We start from the raw sequence: 25,936 nt of genomic DNA on the forward strand, positions 1-25,936 counted from the left end.
AACAGCACGCCACTGGCGTTGACCAGGAAGGTTTCCATCAGTTCCGCTCCTCATGCTGACCGGTGTTCGGTGTCTGGCTGGTCCGGAACAGCCGCAGACGGTTGGCGTTGGTGACCACCGTGACCGACGACAGCGACATGGCCGCGCCTGCCAGGATGGGGCTCATCAGAATGCCCCACACGGGGTAAAGCAGGCCGGCGGCGACCGGTATCCCCAGGGCGTTGTAGATGAACGCGCCAAACAGGTTCTGGTGAATATTACGAACGGTGGCGCGGGATATCTCAATGGCATCCGGCACGCCGTGCAGCGAGCCCCGCATCAGGGTGATGGCGGCGCTCTCGATGGCGACATCGGTGCCGGTTCCGATGGCAAAGCCCACGTCCGCGGCCGCCAGTGCCGGGGCATCGTTGATGCCGTCGCCCACCATGGCCACGGTGTACCCTTTGCCGCGCATGGCGCTGACCACTTCGGCCTTGTCTTCTGGTAGCACTTCGGCGCGGTAGTCGTCGATGCCGGCTTTGGCCGAAATGGCTTTGGCGGTGGCGTTCACATCGCCGGTCACCATCATCACCCGGATCCCGGCCTCGTGCAGGCGGCGGATGGCCGCTCTGGAGTCCGGCTTGATGGCATCGGCCACTCCGATCACCCCCAGCACCTCCGTACCCAGGGCCAGGAACAGCGGCGTGCCGGCTTCCTCGGTAATGGCTTGTGACGCTTCGGCCAGCGCCTCGACAGACAGGCCTTCGGCCTCCAGCCAACGGCGATTGCCCAGACGCAGGGGCTGGCCATTAAACTGGCCCTGCACGCCTTTGCCGTTCAGTGCCTCGAAGCCGGTGACGTTCTCTGGTTGCACGCTGCCTTTTTCGGCTTTGCCCATAATGGCCTCGGCCAGCGGGTGTTCGGAGTGCCGCTCAAGGCCCGCGGCCAGTGCCAGCAAACCTTGCTCATCGCCATCGCTGGCGTGCAGGCGAGTCACCGCTGGGTGACCCTCGGTGATGGTGCCGGTCTTGTCGAGAATTACCAGGTCCACCTTGCCGGCGGTTTGCAGCGCATCGCCCTGGCGGATCAGCGCGCCGTATTCCGCGGCCTTGCCGACACCCACCATCACCGACATCGGCGTGGCCAGGCCCAGGGCACAGGGGCAGGCGATGATCAGCACGGTGGTGGCTGCCACCATCATATGGACCACCGCAGGCTCCGGGCCGACGTTGTACCAGACCAGCGCCGCCACCACCGCAATCAGCATCACGCTGGGCACGAACACCGAGGAGATCGTGTCTGCCAGACGACCGATCGCCGGTTTCGAGCCCTGGGCTTTTTTCACCAGTTTGATGATCTGGGCCAGTGCGGTGTCGCTGCCAACCCGGGTGGCTTCGTAGATAATGGCGCCGTGAGTGTTGAGGGTGCCGGCGGAAACGTCGTCGCCTTCACCCTTGCTGACGGGCATAGGCTCGCCGGTCAGCATGCTTTCGTCGATGCGGGTGCTGCCCTCGGCAATCACGCCGTCGACCGGCAGTTTTTCCCCGGGGCGTACGCGAATATGATCGCCTTTGCGTACGTCCTCCACTGGCATGTCCCGTTCCTCACCGTCGCGAATCACCCGTGCGGTTTTCGCCCGCAGGTCCAGCAAACGGCGAATCGCCTCGGAGGTCTTGCCCTTGGCCCGTAATTCCAGCGCCTGGCCAAGATTGATCAGGCCGATGATCATGGCGGAAGCTTCGAAATAGACATGGCGCGCCATTTCCGGAAGGGCGTCCGGGATACTGGTCACCACCATGGAGTAGAGCCAGGCCGTGCCGGTACCGAGAGCAATCAGTGTGTCCATGTTGGCGTTATGGTGGCGGAAGGCTTTCCAGGCGCCGATGAAAAAATGGCCACCGGTGGCAATCATCACGCCCAGGGTAAGCACGCCCAGGTTGAGCCAGGTCACCTGATTGTCGGCGCTGACCATCATCGATCCGAAGCCCATGCCCCAGACCATGAGCGCCACACCCAGGCCCAGGCTGATGGCCATTTTGATCAGCAGGGTCCTGTACTGCTTGCGATCGTCCTGCTGGCGGCGGTCGTCGGCTGCGTCTTCGTCTTCGATCACGCTGGCCCCGTAGCCGGAGCTTTCCACCGCCTTGATCAAGGCCGCGGGGTCGGCATCACCGCTGGCGGTCGCGGTGTTGTCTGCCAGGTTCATGTGGGCTGCGGTTACCCCATGCACCGACGTCAGTGCTTTCTCTATGGTGTTCACGCAGGACGCACACGTGGCGCCGGTGACCGCCAGGTGAATCTGCCGGTCACCGGCGGCCGGGGTGTCGGCCTGTTCTTCCCGGTCATCGGTGGACTCCACGGTGACCGCAGCCGGTTCGGACTCGTGTGGGTGTTCCTCGTGCCCGGCCTGCCGCTCTTCGCCGTGACCGTCTCCGTGGGGGGGCAGAGGTTTTGCCAGATAGCCGCTGTCGCTGACCAGCCGCGCGGCTTCATCCAGATCAATGTCTTCCGGCAACGCCACGATCTGGGTTTCGAGATTGACGGCGACATGATCGCCGTTGCTCACCAGGGGCTGCAACGCCTTACGGATTTTGCTGGCGCAGCCCTGACAGGTGGCGCCGGAAATGGCGAGGGCGGGGCGTAATTTGACGGTCTGATTCATGTCGGTTTACTCCCTGAAGCCGTTAACGGTGGCAGGTTCATCCCAGTGTTCGATCAAACGGCAAATGGTGTGGCCGTCCGGGGTGCCATCCGGCATGGCCTGCCATGCGGTCAGCGCGGATTTCATGCGATCGCGCAGCTGGTTGAGTTCGCGGATTTCCCGTTCCACTTCCTCCAGCCGTTGCTCGAAGACCTCCCGCACCAGCGGGCAGGGGGAATGGTGGTCATCGGCCTGATTCAGGATGGACCGGATCTCGGGTAATGAAAAGCCTAATTGCCGCGCCTTGCGGGCGAAACGCAGGCGGCGTAGATCTTCGGAATCGAACTGCTGGTAGTTGTTATCCGGATTACGCGCCGGGCTGAGCAACCCTTCGCGGGTGTAGAAGCGCACAGTGTCGGGTTTTACCCCGGCGGCCTTGGCAATGTCGACGACTTTCATCGTTCTACCCATACGGTGGTTTGGTATGAGTATAGTCTAAAACCTGTGAGCTACTCACAGGTCAAGGGTTACATTGGCAGTTGGCGTTCAGGTGTTCCTTGCGCGCAGGAAGACACTGCAGCTACGGCACTGGTCTGGCGCCATCAGCTTCGCCTGCCAGCCGATGCGGTGGCCGCAGGCCGGGCAGGCAAGGCGCAGTTGCAGGGCGATGATTGGTGCCACCAGGGCCGCCAGCAAAACTCCCAGCGGTCCCCAGCTGTCGCCACTGGATAATCCCAGTTGGCTGCTGAAGATCAGAATGATTACCAGCGCGAAGAAAGCGAACAGAAAGTAGTTGCGGTTCCAGCGCTCCCAGCGGCGCAGTGCCCGGTCCTGCTCGGGCGAGAGGTAGGTCTGTGTCATTGCGTTATTCCCGGAAAGTGTTGCCGGAATTCTGGCGAACAAGCGTGACGATTACAATCCGCTCCGGGCCGGGGTATCGGTAATCATGGAGCCTTCGGACAGGGCTTTCTCCAGCGCGGCGGCGGGCACCGGCCGGCTGATCAGGTACCCCTGGGCAAGGTCACAGCGCTGGTTTTTCAGGAACACCAGCTGTTCCATGGTTTCGACCCCTTCGGCCACCACGCGGATGCCCAGGTTGTGCGCCAGGTTGATCACCGCGCGGGTGATGACGGCGTCGTCGTGGCGTTCGGTGACCTCGGTGATAAAGGAGCGGTCAATCTTCAGCAGATCCACCGGGAAGTCCCGCAGGTAGCCGAGCGAAGAATAACCAACGCCGAAATCGTCGATGGCCAGTTGCACGCCCAGCTGGTGCAGTTTCGACAGCTGGTCGCGGTTGTGCTCGATGTTCTGGATGAAAATCTCTTCGGTGAGCTCCACTTCCAGCCGGCTGGAGGGCACACTGTTGCTTTCCAGCGCCTCGCGGATATGGTCCACCAGGCCTTCGTCGTCCAGCTCGCGGCCCGACAGATTCACCGCAATCCGCAGATGCTCGAAGTCGGTACCCTGCCAGCGGGCGAGCTGGCGGCAGGCGGCCATGACCACCCAGCGACCGATCTCGGTAATGCGGCCACTTTCCTCGGCCAGGGGGATGAACTCAATGGGTGGGAGCAGGCCGCGGCGCGGGTGTTGCCAGCGGATCAGCGCCTCGACGCTGTGAATCTCTGCGCTTTCCAGTTCCAACTGGGGCTGGAAGTAGAGTACGAACTCGTCGTTGGCGAGAGCCTGGCTGAGGTCCTTGTCCAGCTCCAGCCGCATGACCTCGCGATCCTGCATGCCTTCGGTGTAGAACTGGTAGGTATTCCGGCCCTGATCCTTGGCCCGGTAGAGCGCCACATCGGCGTTGCGCAGCAGGGTATCGGCATCAAGACCACTTTGCGGGTAGACCGCGATTCCCATGGTGGCGGTCACACTGTGAGCGTCGCCCTGCACCTCGAAGGGTTCGGCAAAGATCTGCTTGATCTGGCCGAGCAGGTTGATCACATCGTCAAGATCGTCGACGTGCTGCTGGCAGATCATGAACTCGTCACCACCGGAATAGGCCACCAACACTTTCTCGTTGCTGAGGCCGTTGAGCCGTTCCGACACCTTGATCAGCAGCTCATCGCCGAACTGGTGGCCAAGCGAGTCGTTGAGCATCTGGAAGCGGTCCAGATCCATCATCACCAGAGCAACCTGTCGCATCTGCCGGTCGGCAATATTGAGGGTGTGGGTGAGGTCTTCCATGAAGAACCGGCGGTTGGCCAGGCCGGTGAGGGCATCGGTAGACTCCAGTCGCGCCAGGTCCTGCTGCACCGCCTTGCGTTGGTCAATTTCGGATTCCAGTTCCCGCCGGGTTTTCAGCAGCGCCTGGTTACGTTTGAGGATCAGCTGCACCAGCAATGTGGTCAGGCTGGTCAGAATGCCCATGAATAATACGGAAATGAACGTTGCCAGCGGCCAGACGCTGCGCTGGGATTCCACCCACGCCGCAGACGGGGTAACTGTTAGCGCCCAGTCCAGCGTGGGTAACGCCACGGGTACCGAGTGGGAAAACGCCGGTGCAGTTTCGCTGGAGGTGTTGAGTTCGTGCGCAAGTTTGCCATTGTCGGTGATGCGTATCCGGAAGGCGTCAAGCACGCGGCTGGTCAGCAAGTGGCGAGCCAGGGTCTCCATCTGGAAGACACCGGCAACGAACCCTTTATTGTCGGCGCCGGCGTACACCGGCACGTAAATGACCAGCCCCCGGCCGCCCTGGCGCAGATTCAGCACCCCGGAAATGTCGATCTCGCCGCTGGCCTGGGCCTGTTCCAGCGCCTGTCGGCGCTCGGGGTTGATCGCGACATTGAAGCCGACTACGTCTTCGTTGCCGGACAGGGGCTCAAGCCAGCGGATAATGAAGTCCCGGTCAATCCACTCGATGGCCTGATAAATTCCGAAGTCTTGAAGGTAGTTACGAGCATCGTGGCTCCAGATTTCTTCGGGCATGTCAGGGTTAGCTTCGAGGCGCCGTGCTAAGCGGCGAACGGCTTCCAGGTGGACCAGAAACTCGCGTTCCAGATTGGTGGCCATGGCCTGGGCCTCGTTGTCGAGGCTGGACTGAATCTGATTCCAATCCTGTTTTTCGATGCCGTATTTCAATCCGGACGCGGTGGCCAGAAAAACCAGAATGATCAGCACCGGCAACAGAGGGTGCAACAGCCCCTTGACGACGTTGTTTGTCACTGAATCAGGTTTCTCCACGCTGGACTCCGCTCCGGTACGTCAACAACGTAACATATCGGCAGGTATCGACCGATTATGAGGGTTCGTTGCGGTTGCCGACCAGTATTTGTTATATGCCTTCTTGTAACGAAATGCCACCGGGACCCTGAGACGGTGCGGATGTCACCGCGCGGGCGGGACCCCCAGCCGGGGTATTTCCTGTTTCGGGCACCGATCCATGATCACCATCAGCCCGGCCGCTTCTGCCTTATCGGCACCGGCTTCGTTGATCACGCCGATCTGCATCCACACCACCGGTACCTCGAGTTCGATGGCGGCGTCGATGACCGGGCCAGTGCGGTCCGGAGCCAGAAACAGCTCCACCATGTCGGGTTTGACCGGCAGTGCGTGAAGGTCCGGATACACGATTTCCCCCAGCAGGGTCTGACCCGCCAGCTTCGGGTTAACCGGAATCATCCGGTAGCCGCGGCTTTGCAGGTAGGCCATGACGTCGTGGCTGGGGCGGTGGGATTTATCGCTGGCGCCGACCAGGGCGATGGTGCGTACGGTCGACAGAATCTGCCGCATCCGGTCAGGGTTGGATCGGGACATGGTGTGCGGGTGCTCTTGTGCTGCGCCGACTTGCGGCCGTGAGTCAGGGTTTGGAGCGGTGAGCTTCCAGAGTCACCGACACCGACTCGGCGTAGCGTAACGCGTGGGGCTTGTCGATTTCTACCGCAGCCCAGGTCACGGCCGCGTGCTCCATCACAATCGCCAACACCTCGTGGGTCAGGCGCTCCAGCAGAGCGAAGCGGTTGCCATCCACATGGCGGATGATTTCCTTGGTGATGGTGCGGTAGTTGAGAGCGGCGGCAATGTCGTTTTCATTGATGGCGTTGGTGCCGTCGTAGGACAAACAGACGTTGATCAGCACATCCTGCTGGTTGTTGATCTCCTCCTCCTTGATGCCGATGTAGGCCCGAAGGAGCAGATTCTTGATGCGTACAGTGGCCTGGTGATCTCCGGTGACGTCTGTCATGCCATTTCCTGCGTTTTCGGTGCCGCCTCAGCGGCTGATGAGATTCAGAAACTCCGTTCGTGTTGCCTGGGACTTGCGGAAAGCGCCCAGCATCATCGAAGTTTTCATCCGGGAGTTCTGTTTTTCCACGCCCCGCATCATCATGCACATGTGCTGGGCCTCGATGACCACGGCAACGCCGTTGGCGTTGGTCACGCTCTCGATGGCTTCCGCAATCTGCCGGGTCAGGTTCTCCTGAATCTGCAGGCGGCGGGCATACATGTCGACGATGCGTGCAAACTTGGACAGCCCCAACACCCGGCCCTGGGGCAGGTAGGCGATGTGGCATTTGCCGATGAACGGCAGCATATGGTGCTCACACATGCTGTACAGCTCGATGTCCTGAACCACCACCATTTCATCCATGGCGGATTCAAACACCGCATTGTTGACCAGCTCGCTCAGGTCCTGCTGATAGCCTTGAGTCAGGAACTGCATGGCCTTGGCAGCCCGCATGGGGGTGTCCTGAAGACCTTCGCGGGCGGTGTCTTCGCCCAGTCCGTTAATAATGTCGCGGTAGTGCCCCGCTAAATCGTCAAGGGGTGTGCTCATAATCGGTTCCGGTGTTCCGTGTCTGAATCAGGGCGAAAGCTTAAGGCAAATTGCCGGGCATCTCTACGGTTTACGGTCGGGTGACAGGAAAAGACCACCGCTGGCCGGGGTGACGCCCGCAAATTCCACAACCGACTATGGCGGTACCCGGCGGTTTGTTCTAGAGTTTCAGGCTGTAACGGTTTTCCGGGAACAGTGCATGGATCAGGTGATGGCCGGTAATTCGGCGGCTGCCCACGCGAAGCAGCAAACAGGCACAATGGAATGGTGGCAACAGGGCGGTAAGTGGTTCAGCTACGAGGGCCATGCCATATTCAGCCGCATGGCGGGGCAGGGCGAGCCGCTGGTGCTGTTGCATGGTTTTCCGACCGCAAGCTGGGACTGGAACCGGGTCTGGCCCATGCTGACCCAGAATCACAATGTCCTGGTACTCGACATGCTGGGCTTCGGGTTTTCCGACAAGCCTGCCGGCTACGACTACAGCATTGAGGATCAGGCCGACCTGTTCGAGGGCTGGATCGAAGGGCTGGGGCTAACGAGCGTGCATCTGCTTGCACACGATTACGGCTGCAGTGTGACCCAGGAGTTGCTGGCCCGGGAACAGGAGGGTGGCCTCGGTTTCCGCATCGCCAGCGTGTGCTTTCTCAACGGCGCCCTGTTTCCCGAAGTGCACCATCCCCTGCTGATTCAGAAACTGCTGCACAGCCCACTGGGCGGCCTGATCAGCCGTGGCTTGACCCGCCGCACCTTCGAACGTAATTTCCGCCGCCTGCTCGGGCCGGCCAATCCGCCCGATCGTCAGGATCTGGACGATTTCTGGCACCTGCTGACCTACAACAATGGCCGCGGCATTCTCCATCAACTGATTCATTTCATGGAAGAGCGGCGCTGTCACCGCAATCGTTGGGTCGGCGCGTTACAGCAGGCAAAACAGCCCATGCGGTTAATCTCCGGCATGGCGGATCCGGTGTCCGGAGCGGCGACGGCGCGACGCTACCGTGAACTGGTGCCCAATGCTGACGTGGTCAGCCTGCGTAATGTCGGCCACTATCCGCACTTCGAAAGCCCCTGGGATGTGTTTACCGCCTACCGGGATTTCCGCCGCAAGCCGTGAGCTCAGAGCCGGCTGGCTGCTGACCCGCCAGTTCGCTAAACTCCTCCCGAAATTACTGGGGAGAACCATCATGACAGCCATCCACACCCGAGCGCCGGCATTAACCGTGCGCGCCGGCCGCCGTGCTCTGCAACGCCTGCAGGACAACCCATTGTCGGCGGCAGATGTGCATGTCATTCCCGGCGCCGCCGGTGGCCCTAAGGCGCTGGGGCTGTCAGGACTGGACAAGGCGATTTTTGGCGACTGGCTTCCCGGGGTGCCGCAGGAGCGCTCGCTGATCGGCTCCTCGATTGGCAGCTGGCGGTTTGCGGCGGTGGCGTCGACGGACAACCCCAAAGCCCAGCTGGCAAAGCTGGCGGAGTTGTACACCTCCCAGCGGTTTTCAAAGGGCGTCAGCGCCGCGGAGGTCAGTCGCAAGAGTGTGCTGTTTCTGGAAGAGCTGCTGGGCGGCCACGAGGACTACCTGCTGAATCACCCGTTCTATCGTTTGAATGTGGTGGTGGTGCGCAGCCGCGGCATGCTTGAGCACGACACCCGCGGGCGGCTGAGTCTGGGGCTCATGAATGCCATCAGTGCCAATATGGTGAGTCGCCGCCATCTTGGCCGTTACATGGAGCGGGGCATTATTCACGACGCGCGGCTGAAAACCCCGGTGTCGAAGTTGGTGGATTTCCCCAGCCACGAGGTGGCGCTGACGCGGGACAATCTGCTGCCGTCGTTGCTGGCGTCCGCGTCTATTCCCCTGGTGATGGCGGGGGTGCGCAATATCCCCGGGGCGCCGGAGGGTGTCTACCGCGACGGCGGATTGTTGGACTATCACCTTGATCTGCCCTATGAGCAGCCGGGGATCATCCTGTATCCGCACTTTACCGATAAGGTGGTGCCGGGCTGGTTCGACAAGACGTTGCCCTGGCGTCGGGGGGATGCCACGCGGCTGCAGGATGTGCTGTTGGTGGCGCCCTCTCAGGAGTATCTGGCGTCACTGCCGGATCGCAAGTTGCCGGACCGGAAGGATTTCGAGAAGTACGTCGGCGACGATGCGGGGCGCGAGCGGGCCTGGCGCCGGGCGATTGTGGAGAGTGACCGGCTGGGGGATGAGTTTATGGAGCTGGTTGAGCGCGGGCGCTTGGCTGAGGTGGTTCGGCCGCTCTGATTTGGTTGGCCGTGTGGTCTGGTAACCTGGGAGTTTCGGGCCGTTGGAGGCCACCGAGTCAAAAAGGAGAAACGGGGTTTCTTTTAATTTTTTGACTCGGTGGCCCCCAACGGCCCTTGTTTCAACTGGGGTGTTTGACCGTTGGTTCTACGCTTGTTGGGGGCGGATCGCTTGTTTTTGGGGCAGGCCGGCGGCCAGGGCGGCGGCGGTGGCTACCAGAGCTGCGGAGATCCACAGGCAGGCTTCCAGGCCGTGGTTCTGGTAGACCCAACCGGAAAGCACGGTGCCCAGCAACCGGCCGGCGGCGTTGGACATGTAGTAAAAGCCGACATCGAGCGAGACGCCGTCGCCGCGGGCGAAGCTGACGATCAGGTAGCTGTGCAGTGACGAGTTAACGGCGAACAGCACGCCAAACAGCAGCAGGCCGCCGATGATTACCGGTTGCGGGGGCAGGTCGGCGGTCAGCCCTGAGGCGATGGCTGCGGGGATCAGGGCCAGTGCCGCCGCCCAGGCAACGGCGGGACCACGGCCGGGGGTGTGGGTATTGCTGCTACCGGTGATCTTTGGCGCGAGGGTCTGAATGAAGCCATAGCCGATGATCCAACTGGCCATGAAGCCACCGACCTGCGAGTGATCCCAGCCGAACACCGTGTTCAGATACACCGGTAACGCCACCACAAACCACACATCCCGGGCGCCGAACAGGAACATTCGGGCGGCGGACAGCACGTTGATGGCGCGGCTCTTTGACAGGATCTCTCGGAACCTGGGTTTGGCCGTGCTCTTGCCCAGCTCCTGTTTCAACAGGAACAGGCTGGTCAGCCAGACTAGCCCGAGGGCCACCGCCATGATGATCACGGCACCCGTGAAACCGGCGGTCATCAGTAATACACCGCCGAGGAAAAAGCCCACACCTTTGAGCGTGTTCTTGGAGCCGGTGAGGATCGCCACCCACTTATACAGAGTGCCTTGCTGTTCATCCGGCACCAGCAACTTGATGCCGCTTTTGGCAGACATCTTGTTGAGATCCTTGGCGATGCCGGACATGGCCTGGGCGGCCATCACCCAGGGCACGGTGAGCATGGCGGCCGGCACCGCCAGCATGGCCAGCGCCACGATCTGCAGGAACAGGCCAATGTTCATGGTGAGGTTCAGGCCCAGGCGTGCGCCCAGATACCCCCCCACCAGGTTGGTGACCACCCCGAAGAACTCGTAGAAGATGAACAGCAGCGCGATTTCCAGGGGCGAGTAACCCAGCTGGTGGAAATGCAGCACCACCAGCATTCGCAGGGCGCCATCGGTGAGGGTGAAGGCCCAGTAGTTGCCGGTGATGACCAGATACTGTCGGATGGCGGCCCTCATGTCAGGCAGAGCCTACCCGGCGCGCCAGCTCGGCGGTACGGTTGGCGTAGCCCCACTCGTTGTCGTACCAGGCGTACAACTTCACCTGGGTGCCGTTGACCACGAGCGTGGACAGGGCATCAATGATCGACGAGCGCGGGTCGGTCTTATAGTCGATCGATACCAACGGGCGCTCCTCGTACCCCAGGATACCTTTCAGCTCACCCTCGGCCGCCGCTTTCAGCAGCTGGTTCACGGTGTCGCGGTCGGTGGGCGTGTTCACTTCAAAGACGCAGTCGGTCAGTGATGCGTTGATCAGCGGAATCCGCACTGCATGGCCATCCAGGCGGCCCTTGAGCTCCGGGAAAATCTCGATAATGGCCGTGGCGGAGCCGGTGCTGGTGGGGATCAGGGAACTGCCGCAGGCCCTCGCCCGGCGCAGGTCCTTGTGGGGGGCGTCGATAATGGTCTGGGTGTTGGTCAGGCTGTGGATGGTGGTGATGGAGCCGTGCTTTATGCCCAGATTTTCGTGGATCACCTTCACCACCGGCGCCAGGCAGTTGGTGGTGCAGGAGGCGGCGGTCACGATGCGGTCGTTGGCCGGGTCGAAAATGTCGTCATTCACGCCCACCACGATATTCTTCGCGCCTTGCTCTTTCACCGGTGCGGTCACCACTACCCGCTTCACGCCCTGGTCCAGGTAAGCTTGCAGCACACTGACCTTTTTGTTGATGCCACTGGCCTCGATCACCAGATCGCAGCCGGACCAGTCGGTCTCGCCGATGGTTTTGTTATGGGTCACGCGGATACGTTGCTCTCCGATCACCACGTGAGTGCCGTCGGAGCTGGCCTCGTGATCCCAGCGTCCGTGCACGCTGTCGAAATTCAGCAGATGGGCCAGTGTGCCGGCATCTGCGCCGGGGTCATTGATGGCCACAAACTCCATCTCCGGCCATTCCCAGGCCGCCCTCAGTGCGAGCCGACCGATGCGGCCGAAGCCGTTGATACCTACTTTTATCTTGCTCATGGGGGTTCTCCTGAACTCTGATAATTCGAATCAGCCGCGTCTGACCCTGTGATTGCCTGTTTTTCAGACCGACGGTTGTGGAAACCAGTGCCGGGTGCGGTTGGCAAAGGCGACCAGTGACAACATTACCGGCACTTCCACCAGTACCCCCACCACCGTGGCCAATGCGGCGCCGGAGGTCAGCCCGAACAGGCTGATGGCCACGGCCACCGCCAGCTCGAAAAAGTTGGAGGTGCCAATCAGCCCCGCCGGCGCGGCGACGTTATGGGGTAGCGCCATTTTGCGCGCGGCAAAGTAAGCGATAAAGAAAATGCCGTAGCTCTGGATCAGCAGCGGGATGGCAATCAGGCCGATGGCGTAGGGGTTGTCCAGAATCCGGTCGGCCTGCAGGCCGAACAGCAACGCCACGGTCGCCAGCAGCCCCAACACGGTGGTGGGTTTGCTGTGTTGCAGCCAGTGTTCCAGTTTATTGTGACCACCACGTAACAGGTGTCGGCGGGTCAGTATGCCGGCAATGAGCGGGGCAACCACATAGAGCATCACCGACAGCAGCAGGGTTTCCCAGGGCACGGTGATTGATGACAGGCCCAGCAGGAACGCGGCAATGGGGGCGAAGGCGAAGATCATGATGATGTCGTTCACCGACACCTGCACCAGGGTGTAGCCGGAATCGCCTTTGGTCAGATGGCTCCAGACAAACACCATGGCGGTGCACGGGGCCACGCCCAGCAGGATCATGCCGGCGATGTATTCGGTGGCGGTGGCCGGGTCCACCAGATCGGCGAACAGCACCTTGAAGAACAGCCAACCCAACGCCGCCATGGTGAAGGGTTTGATCAGCCAGTTGATGACCAGTGTCAGGATCAGTCCCTGGGGTTTGCGGCCGACGTTTTTGATGGCGGTGAAATCCACCTGCACCATCATCGGGTAGATCATGGCCCAGATGAACACCGCCACCATCAGGTTGACGTGGGCGTAGGTCAGGTTGGCGACGAACTCGTACAGACCTGGCAGCAGGGTGCCGGTGGTGATGCCCAGCAGGATGGCCAGGGCGACCCACAGGCTCAGGTAACGTTCGAATAATCCCATCAGGCGCAGTCCATTTTTACGGGGCGGTCCGGCATGGTGGCCAGCCGCGTCAGGCTCGGTTCGAGAAACGGGGAGTTGGCCGCTGCGGTGTCTCGCAGTACCCGGTGAACCCATTCTGGCAGGGCCGGATGCAATCGGTAGTAAACCCATTGGCCGCGTCGTTCGTCATCCAGCAGGGCCAGTTCACGCAGCTGGGCCAGATGGCGGCTGACTTTCGGTTGCGGTGCGGCCAGTGCGGTGGTGAGTTCGCACACGCAAAGTTCTGTCTGCTGCTCGATCATCAGCAGGATGGCCAGCCGGTTTTCTTCCCCCAGTGCCTTGAACACGGCCGCGGGGTCGTAGCTGACGGCTTGGCGGATTGATTGCTTCTGCACCATTACAGGTTGTGGCACCTTTCGTGGCTGCGTCGCTAAAGACAAAGCAGCAGATTAATATATGTTTTTCTGCATATGCAGTTTATCGAATATGATGATATTGCAATTCACTACCAGTGGCAACGGTAGTCCATGCAGCAGCTGTACTGGCTGAACCACAGGATTCTGATCCTCATGGCGCAGGAGCTCAATGCATCCCGGGTCGCGCACTGAGGCGGTAACCGGTGAAACCATGGAGCGGATCCTGCAGCGCGAGAACCCGAAGTGTCACCGGAACCGCGTTGGCCTCGGGGCCGGCGGACAGCAGATCCAGATCAATCCGCTGCAGCGCTTTTTCGCTGCGGGCGGCTTCCAGGGTCCGCTGGAGGTTGGGCTGGGAGCGGGCGCTCACCAGTTCCTCAAAGCGGGTTCCGGCCAGGTCAGCGGGTGCCCGTTGCAGCCATTCGGCCACTTCTGCGGAGACGAAGCCGATTCGCCCCTGCTCGTCCAGTTCACCAACGATGGCACCCGACAGTGCCACCAGGTCGCGACTGCGTTGTTCACTGTCGTTCAGGGCCTGACGCAGGATGGATTTCTCCACCTGGTTGTTGTCCAGTTGCTGTTCCAGTTTTTCGGTCAACACCTGTTGCCCGCCAAGTTGCCCACGCAAGCGGACGATGCGGGCACATAACAGCAGTGTCAGCGCCACCCCGAGCGCGGTGATCAATGCTCCGGCAAGCCAGGTGACGATGCGTACACGGTTGGTTTGCGCCCTCAGCACGGCCGTGTCGGGAATGGTGGTGATCAGCCAGTGATGATCCGGCAGATTGACCTCGGAGCGCAGCGACAGTGAGCCGTCCAGGGGCGCCGAAGTGCCACGCAGGAACAACGGCGTTTTGCTGTGTCGCTCCAGGGTATCCACCCGGATGGTCAGCAGATTCGGCGATGCGTCTGGAAACACCGACGCCAGCCAGTCCTCGATCTTTGGTTCCGGAGATTGCGCGGCAGCCCGGGCGTGCAGGCGCGACACCAGGGCATCGTGCTGGGCAGAATAGGCCTGCTGAGCCAGCGTGCGGGTGTGGTCGGCCATCAAGTAGGCCGTGCTGGCGGTGACGGCGAGCCCGAAGGCCAGCACCAGAAGGGGCACCCAAAGAAACGGGCGCCACAGTGACCAGGTGCGTTGAACCGGGCTTCTCTCGAAGTGGTTTGCGGAGCGAGGGCTGTCCATGGCCGGGTCCGTTCAGGCGATCAGCGATGTCCTACACTTTAGACCAGTGTTGCCCGCAGCGAAACGTCCGCGTTCAGGAACGTGCGGGGCGGGCGCTGCCGTAGATCAACAGGAACACGCTGAATGCGGTGACCACCACGGACGGCCCTGCCGGAGTGTCCAGGTGCCAGGACAGGCTCAGCCCGCCGCCCACCGCGACGAAGCCGAACACCATGGCCAGCAGGGTCATGTGTTCCGGGCTATGCGCCAGACGGCGGGCCGTGGCCGCGGGGATAATCAGCAGCGCAGTGATCAGCAGTACGCCGACAATCTTCATGGCCACGGCAATCACCAGCGAGAACATCAGCATCAGCACCAGGCGCAGACGTTCCACCGGTATACCTTCAACCCGCGCCAGTTCCTCGTGAATGGTGCTCATCAGCAGACCTCGCCACAGCGTGGCCAACAACACCAGAATCACCGCCGCGCCGCCGTAGATCCACAGCAGGTCGTTGCGGCTCATGGCTAACAGATCACCAAACAGCAATCCGGTCAGATCCACCCGCACGTCCGGCATGAAACTGAGGGTGACCAGGCCGATGGCCAGCGCGCTGTGGGCGAGGATACCCAGCAGGGTGTCGGTGGCCAGGGTGCGGCTGCGGGAGAACAGCACCAGGGCAATGGCCAGTACCACGCAGGTGATGATCACGCCCACGTTCAGTGGCACGCTGATCAGGAAACTCAGGGCGATGCCCAGCAGCGCCGAGTGGGCCAGGGTGTCGCCGAAATAGGCCATCCGGCGCCAGACCACAAAGCAGCCGAGGGGACCGGCGACCAGTGCAACACCCAGGCCGCCGATCAATGCGCGCCAGAAAAAGTCATCAAGCACGGCGTCAATGATGGGCATGGCCGCACTCCTTGTGGTCATGGTGGCGCTCTGCGTCCACCACATCGCCGTGCAGATCGTGGTGATGGTTGTGGTGGTGATGGTAGACCGCGAGGCTGTCGGCAACCGGCTGTCCAAAGGTTTCGATGAACGCAGGATCGTGGGAGATGTCCGCCGGGTAGCCGCTGCAGCACACATGCTGGTTGAGGCAGATCACCTTGTCGGTGGCGGCCATCACCAGATGCAGATCGTGGGAAATCATGATGACGCCGCAGTGCAGATCGTCGCGGAGTTGACGAATCAGGTCATACAGCGCCGCCTGACCATTGATATCGACACCCTGGGCCGGCTCATCCAGCACCAGAAAGTCGGGCTTGCGTGCCAGCGCTCGCGCCAGCAGCAAGCGCTGCCGTTCGCCACCGGACAGGTGATGAATGGAGGCGCCCATCAGGTGCCCGACGCCGGTTTTGTCCAGGGCCGCCTGGCACTCCTGCAGGCTGCGACCGCTCAGGCTCATAAACCGTTGCACGCTCAGGGGCAGCGTGGTTTCCAGGTTCAGGTGCTGTGGCACGTAGCCCACGGTGAGGCGGTCGGCGAGGGTGACCGAGCCGGAGGTGACCTTCTGTATGCCCAGAATCGCCTTGATCAGGGTGGTTTTTCCGGCGCCATTCGGTCCGATCACGGTGATGATATCGCCGCGATGCAGCGTAAGGCTGACCCGATCCACGATGGGGCGGCCGTCAAACGCAACGGTCAGTTGATCCAGTGTTACCAGCGGTTCAGTCATTGCCGGCGTCCGCCTGGCAGCGTGGGCAAAGCCCGGCCACTTCGATGGTAACGTCCTCGGGGCTGAACGCTTCGGCCGAGGCGGCTTCAGAAACCGCGCTTGCAACTGCGGGGGCTGTCAGCTCCAGCACGTTACTGCATTGGCGGCAGATCAGAAACAGACCGTTATGATTCTTGCCGGCGTGGGTGCAGCCAACAAAGGAATTCAGTGAGGCAATGCGATGCACCAGCCCGTGCTGCTGCAGAAAATCCAGGGCGCGGTACACGGTGGGCGGGGCGGCGTTGTGGCCATCTTCCGCCAGTACCGCCAATACATCGTAGGCACCCAGTGGCTTGTGAGACTGCCATATCAGCTCAAGCACCCGTTCCCGGGTCGGTGTCAGCCGGGCGTTGTTCTGCTGGCAAATGGCGCGGGCATCGGCCAGTGCCCGGGAAACGCAGGCATCGTGATTGTGGGGGCGATAGGGAAGAGCGTTGGCAGACATGGGGCGCTGTCCTGGAAAATTTGCAACATTATAACATTTGCAAAGGACAGTGCCATCCGCCAGATCCGGTCAGCGCTTCAATCAGCGAACAGCGTCTGCCGCCAGCGATTCCAGGTACTCCAGATTCGGAATCCACGCAGTATCCCCTTCCACCACCACCTGCATCAGATCGGCAGGCCCTGCCTCGCCATCAAGACGGCGAATCTGCTCTTCGGTCAGGCGGGTTTGGCTGGGAATGCCCTGGGTTACCAGCGCCATGAAAGGCACTCGCTGGTGGTGGTCGCTGACCGTGTTCAGCACCACGATACGGCCGCGATTGTCACCGGGAATGGTGAGCGTTGCGCCGTTGGCGGCGTCATAGGAAATTACCGGCAGCGCCAGTCCTCGCCAGTCGAGGTGGCCCACCAGCCACTCCGGCGTGTTGGCACCGGCATCGTTGCTGGCGTAATCCACCACCTCGGCAATGGTCACGTTGGGCAACAAAAGCTGTCGGCCGTTCATCGGGATGATAACGCAGGAGAGGGTTTGGCTGTTTTCACTCATTACTCATGTCCTCAGGCGGAATCCCTGTTTTGCCGGCCTTTAAGCAGGCAGGATTCTTCAATCGTTTTGACCAGTTCCCGCGCCAGTTGTTCGGGTGTGCCACAGAAGGAGGCGCACCCGGTCGCGGCGACCGAGTCCGGCATGGAGCTGTTGCCGCAGCTTTTGCTTTCCTGCACCCAGATCCTGCTGCCATAAGCCTTCAGCATCGGGGCGGCAATAGCGCCATCGTTACCCATTCCGGAGAACAGGATAGCATGGCAGCGGGCGCCGAAATGATCGGCAACGTTGAGCAGGACCTGGTCGATGGAGGGCCCGTAGGGGCCCGGCCACGGCGAGTCCTTTTCGGCCAGCGCACCGGCCTCATCGAGGTTCCACTCCCGCTCCACTGGCATCATCACCACATCGCCGTTTCGGATGCGGTAGCCGGTGCGCGCTTTTTTCAGCTGATAGTGGGCGTGGCGGCCCAGTACCCGGGTCAGAACCTCGGTGAAATTGCCATCGATGTGCTGGGCGTATACGAAACCCACAGGCAGGCCTGCAGGCAGGTAATCAAGAAAGGTTTTGACCGCCGCCGGACCGCCCAGTGAGGCACCAAGAATCCAGATCTCCTCGGCTATGGAATCCGGCGCTGCCGGTATGATCCATTGCGACAGCACGGGCGCCGGGGTGTCCGTTGGCGCCTGCCCGGCGAGTTCTTCCAGACTCGCTTCCGAATCCAGCTCCTCCAGGTGGCCCAGCTGTTGTTCCAGTTTGTTCAGCAGCCGCCGTTCCCAGCGGAAATAGTCGATGGAGCCTGGCTTGGGTGCCGGGTCCAGCCCGAACAGCACGGGTACATCGGTGTTTTCCAACAGGTGATCGAACAGTACCGGGTGGTCGGCTTCGTCTTCCAGAGTGATCAGCCAGAGGCTGGCCTCCGGAAATTCCGGGTAACCCTGCAGACGCTCCGGATCGCCGGAAAAACACACCTCCAGGCCGAACTTTGACGTGGCCGCCTGCAGACGGTGACGCTGCAGGACGATATCCGACACGATCCCGACCCTGAGCCGGCCGGCAAGGCCGGTCATCACTGATTACCGGTCAGCCGGGAAATGGTCTCAAGCAGCTCGGTTTCCTGGAACGGCTTGCCGAGATACTCGTTTACGCCGATGGCCAATGCCCGCTCGCGGTGTTTTTCCCCGGTTCGCGAGGTGATCATGCAGATCGGGGTGTCGCGCAGGTTGTCGTCGTGGCGCACAAAACTTGCCACTTCGAAGCCGTCCATGCGTGGCATCTCGATGTCCAGCAGGATGATGTCCGGTTTGTGATCCTGCAGCTGCGCAACCGCATCGAGACCGTCTTTCGCGGTCACCACTTCCATGCCATTGCGTTCCAGCAGGCGCGAGGTGACTTTCCGCACGGTCACCGAGTCGTCCACCACCATTACCACGGTGGCGCGCTCAATGTAGCGGGCGGATTCGCGGGCTTTCTCAAGGCTGGCCAGACGCTGGCGCTCGGACAGAATGTCGGAGCGGATCATCGCCGGCAGGTCGAGAATCACCACCACGTTACCATCACCCAGAATGGTGGCACCGGACACGCCCCGTACCGAGCTGAACTGCGGCCCGAGGGATTTAACCACGATTTCACGGCTGCCCATCAGGTTGTCCACCTGCAGGGCCATAGGCTGTTCCGCACCGCGCACCAGAATGACCGGCAACGGCAGGGCCTGGCCCTGGAGTTTCGGGTGGTGGTCACTGTTCAGCAGGTTGCCCAGGTACTGCAGGCGATACTGCTGGCCGGCGTACTCGTACATCGGGGCGTCCGGCTTGTAGTATTCCTCGAGCTCATAGGTGCTGACCCGCACGATACCCTCGATGGTGTTCAGCGGTATCGCGTAGAAATCCTCACCGGTGGAGACCATCAGTGCACGGTTGACCGACACGGTGAACGGCAGCCGCACCGTAAAGGTGGTGCCTTTGCCGACGGTGGAGTCAATGTCGAGGCTGCCGCCAAGCTGTTTGATCTCGCTGGCCACCACGTCCATGCCGACACCGCGGCCGGAAATCTGGGTGACCTGCTGGGCAGTGGAGAAGCCCGGTTGCAGGATGAACTGCAGGACTTCCCGCTCGCTCAGCTCTTCATCCTTGCCCAACATGCCCTGGCGGATGGCCTTGTCACGGATCACGCTGGACGGAATGCCGGCACCGTCGTCGATCATCCGCAGCACCACATCACCGCCCTCGCGGGTCAGTGACAGGGTGACTTCACCGGTGTCCGGCTTGCCGGATTTTTTGCGATCGGCCGGCGTTTCAATGCCGTGGTCCAGGGCGTTGCGCAGCATGTGCTCCAGCGGTGCAATCATCCGCTCGAGGATATTGCGGTCCATTTCCCCTTCCGGGTTGCGGACGTCGAATTCCACCTTCTTGCCCAGCTCGCCGCTGATCTGGCGAACGATCCGGCGCAGGCGCGGCACCATCGAGGAGAACGGAATCATCCGGGTCTTCATCAGACCTTCCTGGAGTTCCGTGTTGATGCGTGACTGCTGCACCAGCAGGGTCTCGGTATCTCGCATCCGGTCGGACAGGGTTTCCCGCAGGTCGGCAAGGTCTGACGACGACTCGGTCAGTGCCCGCGACAGCTGCTGGATCGAAGAGTATCGGTCCATTTCCAGCGGATCGAAATCGTCGCCGTAGTCCGGCCCGTGTTCCTTTTCCGCACGGAACAGGATCTGGGTTTCAGTCTCGATTTCCATGCGCCGTAACTGCTCGCGCAGACGCTCGATGGTGGCGGCCATTTCATCCAGGGTGTGGCTGAAATCGCTGCTTTGTTGCTCGAGGCGGCCACGGGTAATACTGGTCTCGCCGGCCAGGTTGACCAGTTCGTCCAGCAACGGTGCCGAGACCCGGATGGTTTCCTGGGCGGCACGTTGCGCCTCAGCGGCTTTTTTGCGCGGCTTGGCCAGGCCTTTTCCGGTCTGCGGAGCCGGCGCCGGTTCCGCTGGTTTGGTCGCGGCGGGGGCCGGCGTGTCGGTGGGCGGTTCCGGTTTTTGTTCCGGTGCCGGGGTCGGCATCGGGCTGCCCTGTTCAACGCTTTGGCGAATACCGCCCACTAACGCCACGATGGTGTCGTTGTCCGCGGTGATGGCTTGCCAGGTGCTGTCGTCCGGGGCGTTGCCACCGAGATCGATCAGCCGGGTCTCAAAGGCGTGGGCCTTGTCGCCCAGTTCGCGCAGCTGTGACAGCCGCGCGCCCCCCTTGAGTGTGTGCAGTGCCCGCTGGGCTTCCTGATTGAAATGGTGGTTGGTCGGTTCCTTGCGCCAGTCATCGAGCAGGTGCTCGAGCTGGTCGAGAATTTCCCCGGCTTCCTCCAGGAAAATCTCCAGGACTTCCGGATCCACCTCGGTCTCTTCGGATTCCGTCGGCTCAGCGTGAGTGTTCTCTGCGTCCCGATGGGCGTCGCGGAAGGCACGCCACAGATCGTTATCGGCAACCGGCTTTCCGCCTTCTTCCAGGCTGGTCAGCATCTCTTTCAGGCGGGTGAGCGCCCGGTCACTGAGGGTCAGCAGGATGGCCTGATTGCTGTCGCCGCTGATCAGCGGGTCGAGGGCATCGGACCAGGCTTCCGCGAGATCGGCAATCGGATCCACATCCGACAGTCGTGCACCGCCCTTCAGGGTGTGCAGCTCCTGTTGCAGCTGGGTCACCCCGGTGAGCTCGTCCGGTTCCTCGCGCCACTGGGCCAGGCACTCACTGATGGCGCCCTGAATCTCCAGGCCTTCATCGAGGAAGATGCCGATTAGTTCGTCGTCGGTGGCCTCGGGAATGGCCTCGGCCATGCCCGGCGACAGATCAAAGTCGTCGCTGTCTGCAGGCTCCGGCCGCGCTTCGGCCGGTTCCGCTGTTTCGGTCAGATCCTCTTCCGCCAGGGATTCACCGGCAAGAATCGCTTTCACCTGCATTACCAGTTCGTCTGCCGGCGGGCACGGTCGCTGGGTGGCGACCTGTTCCACCATCTGGGCGAGGCGGTCATGACAGGCGAACAGCAGATCGTTCATGGCGTCACTGGCGTCCAGCTGACCTTCCGCCACCTTCTCGAACAGATCCTCGAGAACGTGGGTCAGGTCGCCGATGGCATCGACACCGGCCATGCGGGCGCCACCTTTGAGGGTGTGCACATCCCGTTGCAGCTCGGCGGCAACGTCCCGATTGGAGGGATCTTCACTCCAGGTGTGCAGGGCGCTGCCGGTGGAATTGATCAGGTCGTAGGCTTCTTCCAGGAAGATGCCGATCAGTTCCGGGTCCATGTGAGACAGATCAGAGGCCTGGAGCTCGTCGTCGGCCTGATCCGGTGTCGGTTCGTCGTCACCTTCGGCGGATTCGTCCAGATCCGGCAGCGGCAGTTCGTCATCCGTGTCGGGCTCCGAGGTTTTGACATCGGTCACCGGCCGCGAGCCCGTCGCGCTGTCCATGTACTGATGGATTTCACCGATCAGATCCGGCGCCGGGCGCGGGGTTTCCTGTTGTTCCAGTGCGTCTACCATTCCGGCGAGGCGGTCATGGCTGCGGAACAGCAGGTCGGACAGTTCATCAGTAATCGATAGCCGTTGCTCGGTCAGCCCCTCGAACAGGGTTTCCAGTTCGTGAGACAGGTCGCCGACCGCGGGAATGTCCGCCAGACGAGCACCCCCCTTGAGGGTGTGCAGATCCCGCTGGAGCAGGCGTAACTGGTCGAAATTGCCCGTGTTGTCGCTCCAGCTCTGGAGCGTTTCCGCGGAACTGTTGATCAGGTCACGGGCTTCTTCCAGGAAGATTTCTGCCAGTTCCTGATCCGTTTCGTCGTCAGTGTCGGCGTCGTGTTGTTCCTGAGGCGGTTCATCAACGGCAAGGGTCGGCAGCTCGGCTTCGTCCAGGTCGAAACTGAGATCGATCTCTTCCAGGTCGTTGGTGAACTCTTGCTCGAACGGGTCGGGTTCCTTCGGCGTGGGCTCCCCTGCGTCGGCAGCCAGGGCCTCCAGTTCGCCGATGAGTTCATCCCCCGACTCGGTGGCCAGGCCCGCGGCGACCTGATCCATCATGTTGATCAGTTGTTCGTGGGCGGCGCGCACGGCGGTAAAGAGCGTGTCGTCCGGCGTCACATTGCCGCTGGCGGCCTGCTCGTACGTCTGTGACAAGGCCGCCGACAGGCCGGCCACATCGGCCAGGCCAGTGTCTCGGGCACCTGCGGTGAGCTGCTGGAGCTCGGTGCGCAGAGTTTCAACCGCAGCAATCCGCCCCGGGTCCGCGGCCCAGTCGTCCAGAATACGGTCGGCGTCGAGCAGAATGTCCAGCCCCTCATTGAGGAACAATTGCACGAGTTGCGGTGCGGACGGCTGGCTGGTCTGCTTGTTGTCGTCACTGGTGTAGCTGCGCAGGGTGTCGGCAGAAATCTGTGCCAGTCGCTCGAGATAGTCGTCGGTGCCCGCCAGCGGTGCTTGCGGGTCCGCTCTGAGCTGGCTCAGGCCCTGATTGAGGAATTCACAGGCGTCGGCAATCAGCCCGGTGACTTCACGATCGGCCCGCTTATTCTGGGCCCGCGCCTCCTTGACGAAACGCTCCAGCGGCGTAATGACCGCAGCGATGGGCGCGATGCCGGCAGTGTGTGCGCTGCCCTTGAGGGTATGAAGTGCCCGCGACAGATCGTCGGTGTAGGCCACGGTGGCCTTTTCGCCCGCGCCTTCCAGAAATGCCTGAAGTGTCTGCAGGTGCGTTTGCGCTTCGCTCTCGAAAATGCCCAGCAGAACCGGATCAACACCGTTGTCGTCGACATCGGAGATCAGCGACAGCAGTTCTTCAGAATCACTGTAAGCGCTGGTGTCGGTCGGTTCCGACGCCGGCATGCTGGTCGCGTCGGGAATCTCGCCGTTGGCAAGGGCGATGGCGCGGGCCTCGAGTGCGCTAATGTCCACGCTTGCTGCGCGGCGTTTTTCGAAATCTTCCACCAGTGTCGGCAGCACAGCGGTGACGTCGTCCAGCAGGGTGGCGATGTCATCGTTCATGAAGATGCTGCCATCGATGATCCGGTTCAGCATGTTCTCAACCGACCAGGCCAGCTCACCCACCACCAGGGCACCGACCATGCGACCGCTGCCTTTCAGGGTGTGGAATGCACGGCGAACTTCCGACAACGCGGTGCGGTCGTCGTGTTGCCGCAGCAGCATCGGCAGGTATTCGCGAATGGTGTCCAGGACCTCGCCGGCTTCCTCGATAAAGATCTCGAGAATCTCGTCGTCAATAAGGTCGTCATCGTCTTCGGCTGACGCCGATGCGGCGGCGACCGGTGCTTCGCCGACCTCGGGGGCGGGTTCCGCAACGGCGGTGTCTGCCGCATGTTCACCATCGGATATGCGCGTGGTGGACATGGCTTCGGCACGCTCGATCAGCTGTGCCACGTCGCCACCGCTCTGACCCTCGCGGAATTCGCGAATCAGTGAGGGCAGGCGGGCATTGACGTCGTCAATCAGTGAAAACAGCTCGTCGTTGGGCTTGATGGTCTGATCGATCACCCGGTTCAGCAGGCTCTCCACCGACCACGCCAGCTCACCAATGCTGGCAGCGCCCACCAGACGGCCACTGCCTTTCAGGGTATGGAACGCGCGACGAACTTCGGTCAGGGCCTCACGGTCGTCGTGATTCTGGCGCAGCCGTGGATAGAACTCGTGAATGGTGTCAAGAACCTCTTCAGCTTCTTCCACGAAGATGCCGAGAATCTCGTCGTCCAGCAGTTCGTCGTCGGAGGTCTTGTTTTCTGCGGCCACCGGCTGCTCTTCCAGCACTGGTAACTCTGTCTCCACTAAGGGAACGTCTTTATCTCCGGCCTGCTGCCAGGTCGGTTCGGCGCCCACCGGGAAGCCCAGCGACGCCAGGCTGTCCTCGGCCACATGGAGAATGCTGTCGTTATCGCTGATACCCTCGGCCAAACGCTCAAGGTAGTACTCGATGCTCGTCACCGCGTCGGCCAGGGTATCGAGCTGTTTCCAGTCCGGTACCTGACGGCCACCGAGCAGCACGTCGGTGATGTAGCGCTCGGCGGAACCGAGCATGTCGGCCACCCGCTCAAGGGGAATGAGGCCGAGGCCGCCGCGAATGCTGTGCAACAGGCCGGGCACGTGTTCGATTTCCCGCACATCCCATTGGGAGGCGATGAAATTCACGATTGCAGTTTTCACCTGTTCCAGGGTGTTGCGGGATTCCCGCAGCAGCGCTTCACTGGCTTCACCCAGCTCGCGGCTGCCCATGTTGACGGTCTGTTCGCCATCGGCGGACTCACCGGTTTGCTGGTAACGATCGCTGTCCAGGCCGGCCAGGCTGGCTTCGACATAGAGCAGGGCGCCGGCGATATCCATCAACGTGCCGTCGTCGACGACGTCGGACTGGCGGGCCAGTCGTTCCACCAGTTCAATCTGCTCGTTCACCACCCGGCGTGGAATGCCCAGGCCCAGTACCGCCAGGGTATTGGCCACCTGTTTCAGGCCCGGTAGCAGGTCTTCAAGCTCATCGTTCTGGCGCAGTTCAGCGCGCACAAACAGATCCAGCTGATCCTTGAGTTTGGCCAGCTCTTCGTTGAGGGCGCTGACCACCGAGTGGATGGCTTCACGGCCGGGACCGGAGACCCGAGTGCGGGCGGCGTCCACGTCATCCTCGGACGGCAATGCCTGATCCAGCTGATAACGGCGGCGCAGGTCGGACACCAGCGGCGTGTCGAGATCACGTGCGCGGGCCACGTAATACAGCAAGTGCTTGAGCATTGCCTCGGGCACCGCCTGTTGCAGAATGTCCACATGCTCATCGGTGAGGCGGCGGATTTCCGCATCCAGTTCCCGCAGCAGGGATTTGACCGCGGTATTGACCGGGTTGGCGTGTTGCTGGAGGGTTTCCACGAACGCGCCGGCGGCCTTCCAGAGTTCGCCGCGGGGCGTTTTCTGGCACAGACGGATCAGGCGCTGGATGACCTTCTGCATGTAATCGAAATGGGCGTCCAGGTCGGCTTCGCGCACCACGCCGGCGAGGGCAAACTGGTACATCTGGCGCAGCTTGCGGATGTGACCCAGTACTTTGGGGTCCTGCAATCGCTGGGAGGCATTGGCGGCGGCACGTTGCCGCGACGGGCCCAGGTCCGGCTTGAACAGTGAGGTATCCGACAGCAGGGATTCACCCCGAGCGGCACGCAGGTCGTTAAGCAGCGGCAACAGCACCATGGGAAAGTCGTCCTTGCTGCTGGCAAGGTGCTCCAGGTACTGGGGCAATTGCAGGATGGCCTGCATCAGTACTTCAACGGCATCGTCCACGTTGGTAACGGTATCGTTCAGTACCGCCTGGGTGAGCTTCTCCATTTCCTCGGTCAGCAGGGCAGCGCCATACAACTCCACCATCTGCAGGGTGCCGTGCACCTGATGGAGGTAGTTGAGGCAGAAGCGAAGCCGCGCGGTATCGTCGCGGTTTTCGACATACGCTTCCAGTGCCTGCTGACCCTGGGTCAGCGTGTCCTGTATTTCGCCCCGAACCCAGTCCAGGGCGATGCTGTCATGGTGATTGCCCATAACCACT

20 protein-coding genes are annotated in these 25,936 nt (G+C 61.7%); 2 read left to right on the forward strand and 18 right to left on the reverse strand.

The features are described 5' to 3' along the window. Window positions 1–37 precede the first annotated feature (37 nt). From R0125_RS12740 to folE, 7 genes are all read right to left on the reverse strand, one after another. Window positions 38–2,641 (reverse strand): heavy metal translocating P-type ATPase, encoded by a 2,604-nt coding sequence (locus tag R0125_RS12740; protein ID WP_317238424.1) that lies wholly within the window; start codon window positions 2,639–2,641, stop codon window positions 38–40. Window positions 2,642–2,647: 6 nt separating this feature from the next. Next, entirely contained in the window at window positions 2,648–3,079 is a 432-nt protein-coding gene (locus R0125_RS12745; RefSeq protein WP_248181933.1) for a MerR family transcriptional regulator, read from the reverse strand. 87 nt (window positions 3,080–3,166) lie between these two features. Beyond that, window positions 3,167–3,481 carry a hypothetical protein gene (locus tag R0125_RS12750; protein WP_248181934.1) on the reverse strand — a complete coding sequence of 105 codons (315 nt, stop codon included), beginning with the start codon at window positions 3,479–3,481 and terminating at the stop codon, window positions 3,167–3,169. Between the two features lie 51 nt (window positions 3,482–3,532). Beyond that, complete coding sequence (locus R0125_RS12755) at window positions 3,533–5,782, reverse strand: putative bifunctional diguanylate cyclase/phosphodiesterase (RefSeq protein WP_317238425.1); 2,250 nt, start codon at window positions 5,780–5,782, stop codon at window positions 3,533–3,535. A gap of 162 nt (window positions 5,783–5,944) precedes the next feature. Continuing rightward, window positions 5,945–6,373: a CoA-binding protein gene (locus R0125_RS12760; protein WP_317238426.1), complete on the reverse strand. Its 429-nt coding sequence runs from the start codon at window positions 6,371–6,373 to the stop codon at window positions 5,945–5,947. Between the two features lie 43 nt (window positions 6,374–6,416). Then, window positions 6,417–6,800 (reverse strand): dihydroneopterin triphosphate 2'-epimerase, encoded by a 384-nt coding sequence (folX, locus tag R0125_RS12765; RefSeq protein ID WP_317238427.1) that lies wholly within the window; start codon window positions 6,798–6,800, stop codon window positions 6,417–6,419. Window positions 6,801–6,827: 27 nt separating this feature from the next. Beyond that, the gene (gene folE, locus R0125_RS12770) at window positions 6,828–7,391 is read right to left on the reverse strand and encodes a GTP cyclohydrolase I FolE (RefSeq protein WP_248181938.1); all 564 of its coding nucleotides are present in this window, start codon (window positions 7,389–7,391) and stop codon (window positions 6,828–6,830) included. Between the two features lie 199 nt (window positions 7,392–7,590). Between folE and R0125_RS12775 the strand changes: the two genes are divergently transcribed. Further along, window positions 7,591–8,505, forward strand: coding sequence for an alpha/beta hydrolase (locus tag R0125_RS12775; RefSeq protein ID WP_317238428.1), 915 nt, complete (start codon window positions 7,591–7,593; stop codon window positions 8,503–8,505). A 70-nt stretch (window positions 8,506–8,575) separates the two neighbouring features. Then, window positions 8,576–9,658 (forward strand): patatin-like phospholipase family protein, encoded by a 1,083-nt coding sequence (locus R0125_RS12780; RefSeq protein WP_317238429.1) that lies wholly within the window; start codon window positions 8,576–8,578, stop codon window positions 9,656–9,658. A 147-nt stretch (window positions 9,659–9,805) separates the two neighbouring features. Here R0125_RS12780 and arsJ read toward each other — a convergent pair whose 3' ends face one another. The 11 genes from arsJ to R0125_RS12835 form a co-directional block, all read right to left on the reverse strand. Then, on the reverse strand, window positions 9,806–11,020 hold the full coding sequence (gene arsJ / locus R0125_RS12785; RefSeq protein ID WP_317238430.1) for an organoarsenical effux MFS transporter ArsJ: 1,215 nt from the start codon (window positions 11,018–11,020) through the stop codon (window positions 9,806–9,808). 1 nt (window position 11,021) lies between these two features. Further along, entirely contained in the window at window positions 11,022–12,026 is a 1,005-nt protein-coding gene (locus tag R0125_RS12790; protein WP_317238431.1) for an ArsJ-associated glyceraldehyde-3-phosphate dehydrogenase, read from the reverse strand. Window positions 12,027–12,089: 63 nt separating this feature from the next. Beyond that, window positions 12,090–13,115, reverse strand: a complete 1,026-nt coding sequence (arsB, locus tag R0125_RS12795) for an ACR3 family arsenite efflux transporter (RefSeq protein ID WP_317238432.1) — start codon at window positions 13,113–13,115, stop codon at window positions 12,090–12,092. After that, window positions 13,115–13,492, reverse strand: a complete 378-nt coding sequence (locus R0125_RS12800; RefSeq protein ID WP_248181944.1) for a metalloregulator ArsR/SmtB family transcription factor — start codon at window positions 13,490–13,492, stop codon at window positions 13,115–13,117. The genes arsB and R0125_RS12800 overlap by 1 nt, the downstream gene beginning before the upstream one ends. Window positions 13,493–13,676: 184 nt before the next feature. Continuing rightward, on the reverse strand, window positions 13,677–14,696 hold the full coding sequence (locus R0125_RS12805) for a PAS domain-containing protein (RefSeq protein WP_317238433.1): 1,020 nt from the start codon (window positions 14,694–14,696) through the stop codon (window positions 13,677–13,679). Between the two features lie 73 nt (window positions 14,697–14,769). Then, a complete protein-coding gene (locus R0125_RS12810) occupies window positions 14,770–15,582 on the reverse strand; it encodes an iron chelate uptake ABC transporter family permease subunit (protein ID WP_248181946.1) in 813 nt (270 codons plus the stop codon). After that, window positions 15,569–16,348: a zinc ABC transporter ATP-binding protein ZnuC gene (gene znuC / locus R0125_RS12815; protein ID WP_317238434.1), complete on the reverse strand. Its 780-nt coding sequence runs from the start codon at window positions 16,346–16,348 to the stop codon at window positions 15,569–15,571. The genes R0125_RS12810 and znuC overlap by 14 nt, the downstream gene beginning before the upstream one ends. Beyond that, window positions 16,341–16,832, reverse strand: a complete 492-nt coding sequence (locus R0125_RS12820; protein ID WP_248181948.1) for a Fur family transcriptional regulator — start codon at window positions 16,830–16,832, stop codon at window positions 16,341–16,343. The genes znuC and R0125_RS12820 overlap by 8 nt, the downstream gene beginning before the upstream one ends. Before the next feature lie 81 nt (window positions 16,833–16,913). Beyond that, on the reverse strand, window positions 16,914–17,375 hold the full coding sequence (locus R0125_RS12825; RefSeq protein WP_317238435.1) for a chemotaxis protein CheW: 462 nt from the start codon (window positions 17,373–17,375) through the stop codon (window positions 16,914–16,916). Between the two features lie 11 nt (window positions 17,376–17,386). Continuing rightward, entirely contained in the window at window positions 17,387–18,439 is a 1,053-nt protein-coding gene (locus R0125_RS12830; RefSeq protein WP_317238436.1) for a chemotaxis protein CheB, read from the reverse strand. After that, window positions 18,439–25,929, reverse strand: coding sequence for an Hpt domain-containing protein (locus tag R0125_RS12835; RefSeq protein ID WP_317238437.1), 7,491 nt, complete (start codon window positions 25,927–25,929; stop codon window positions 18,439–18,441). The genes R0125_RS12830 and R0125_RS12835 overlap by 1 nt, the downstream gene beginning before the upstream one ends. Between the last annotated feature and the right edge of the window lie 7 nt (window positions 25,930–25,936).

It is taken from the genome of Marinobacter sp. M-5, assembly GCF_032911545.1.
GTDB classification, from domain to species: domain Bacteria; phylum Pseudomonadota; class Gammaproteobacteria; order Pseudomonadales; family Oleiphilaceae; genus Marinobacter; species Marinobacter goseongensis.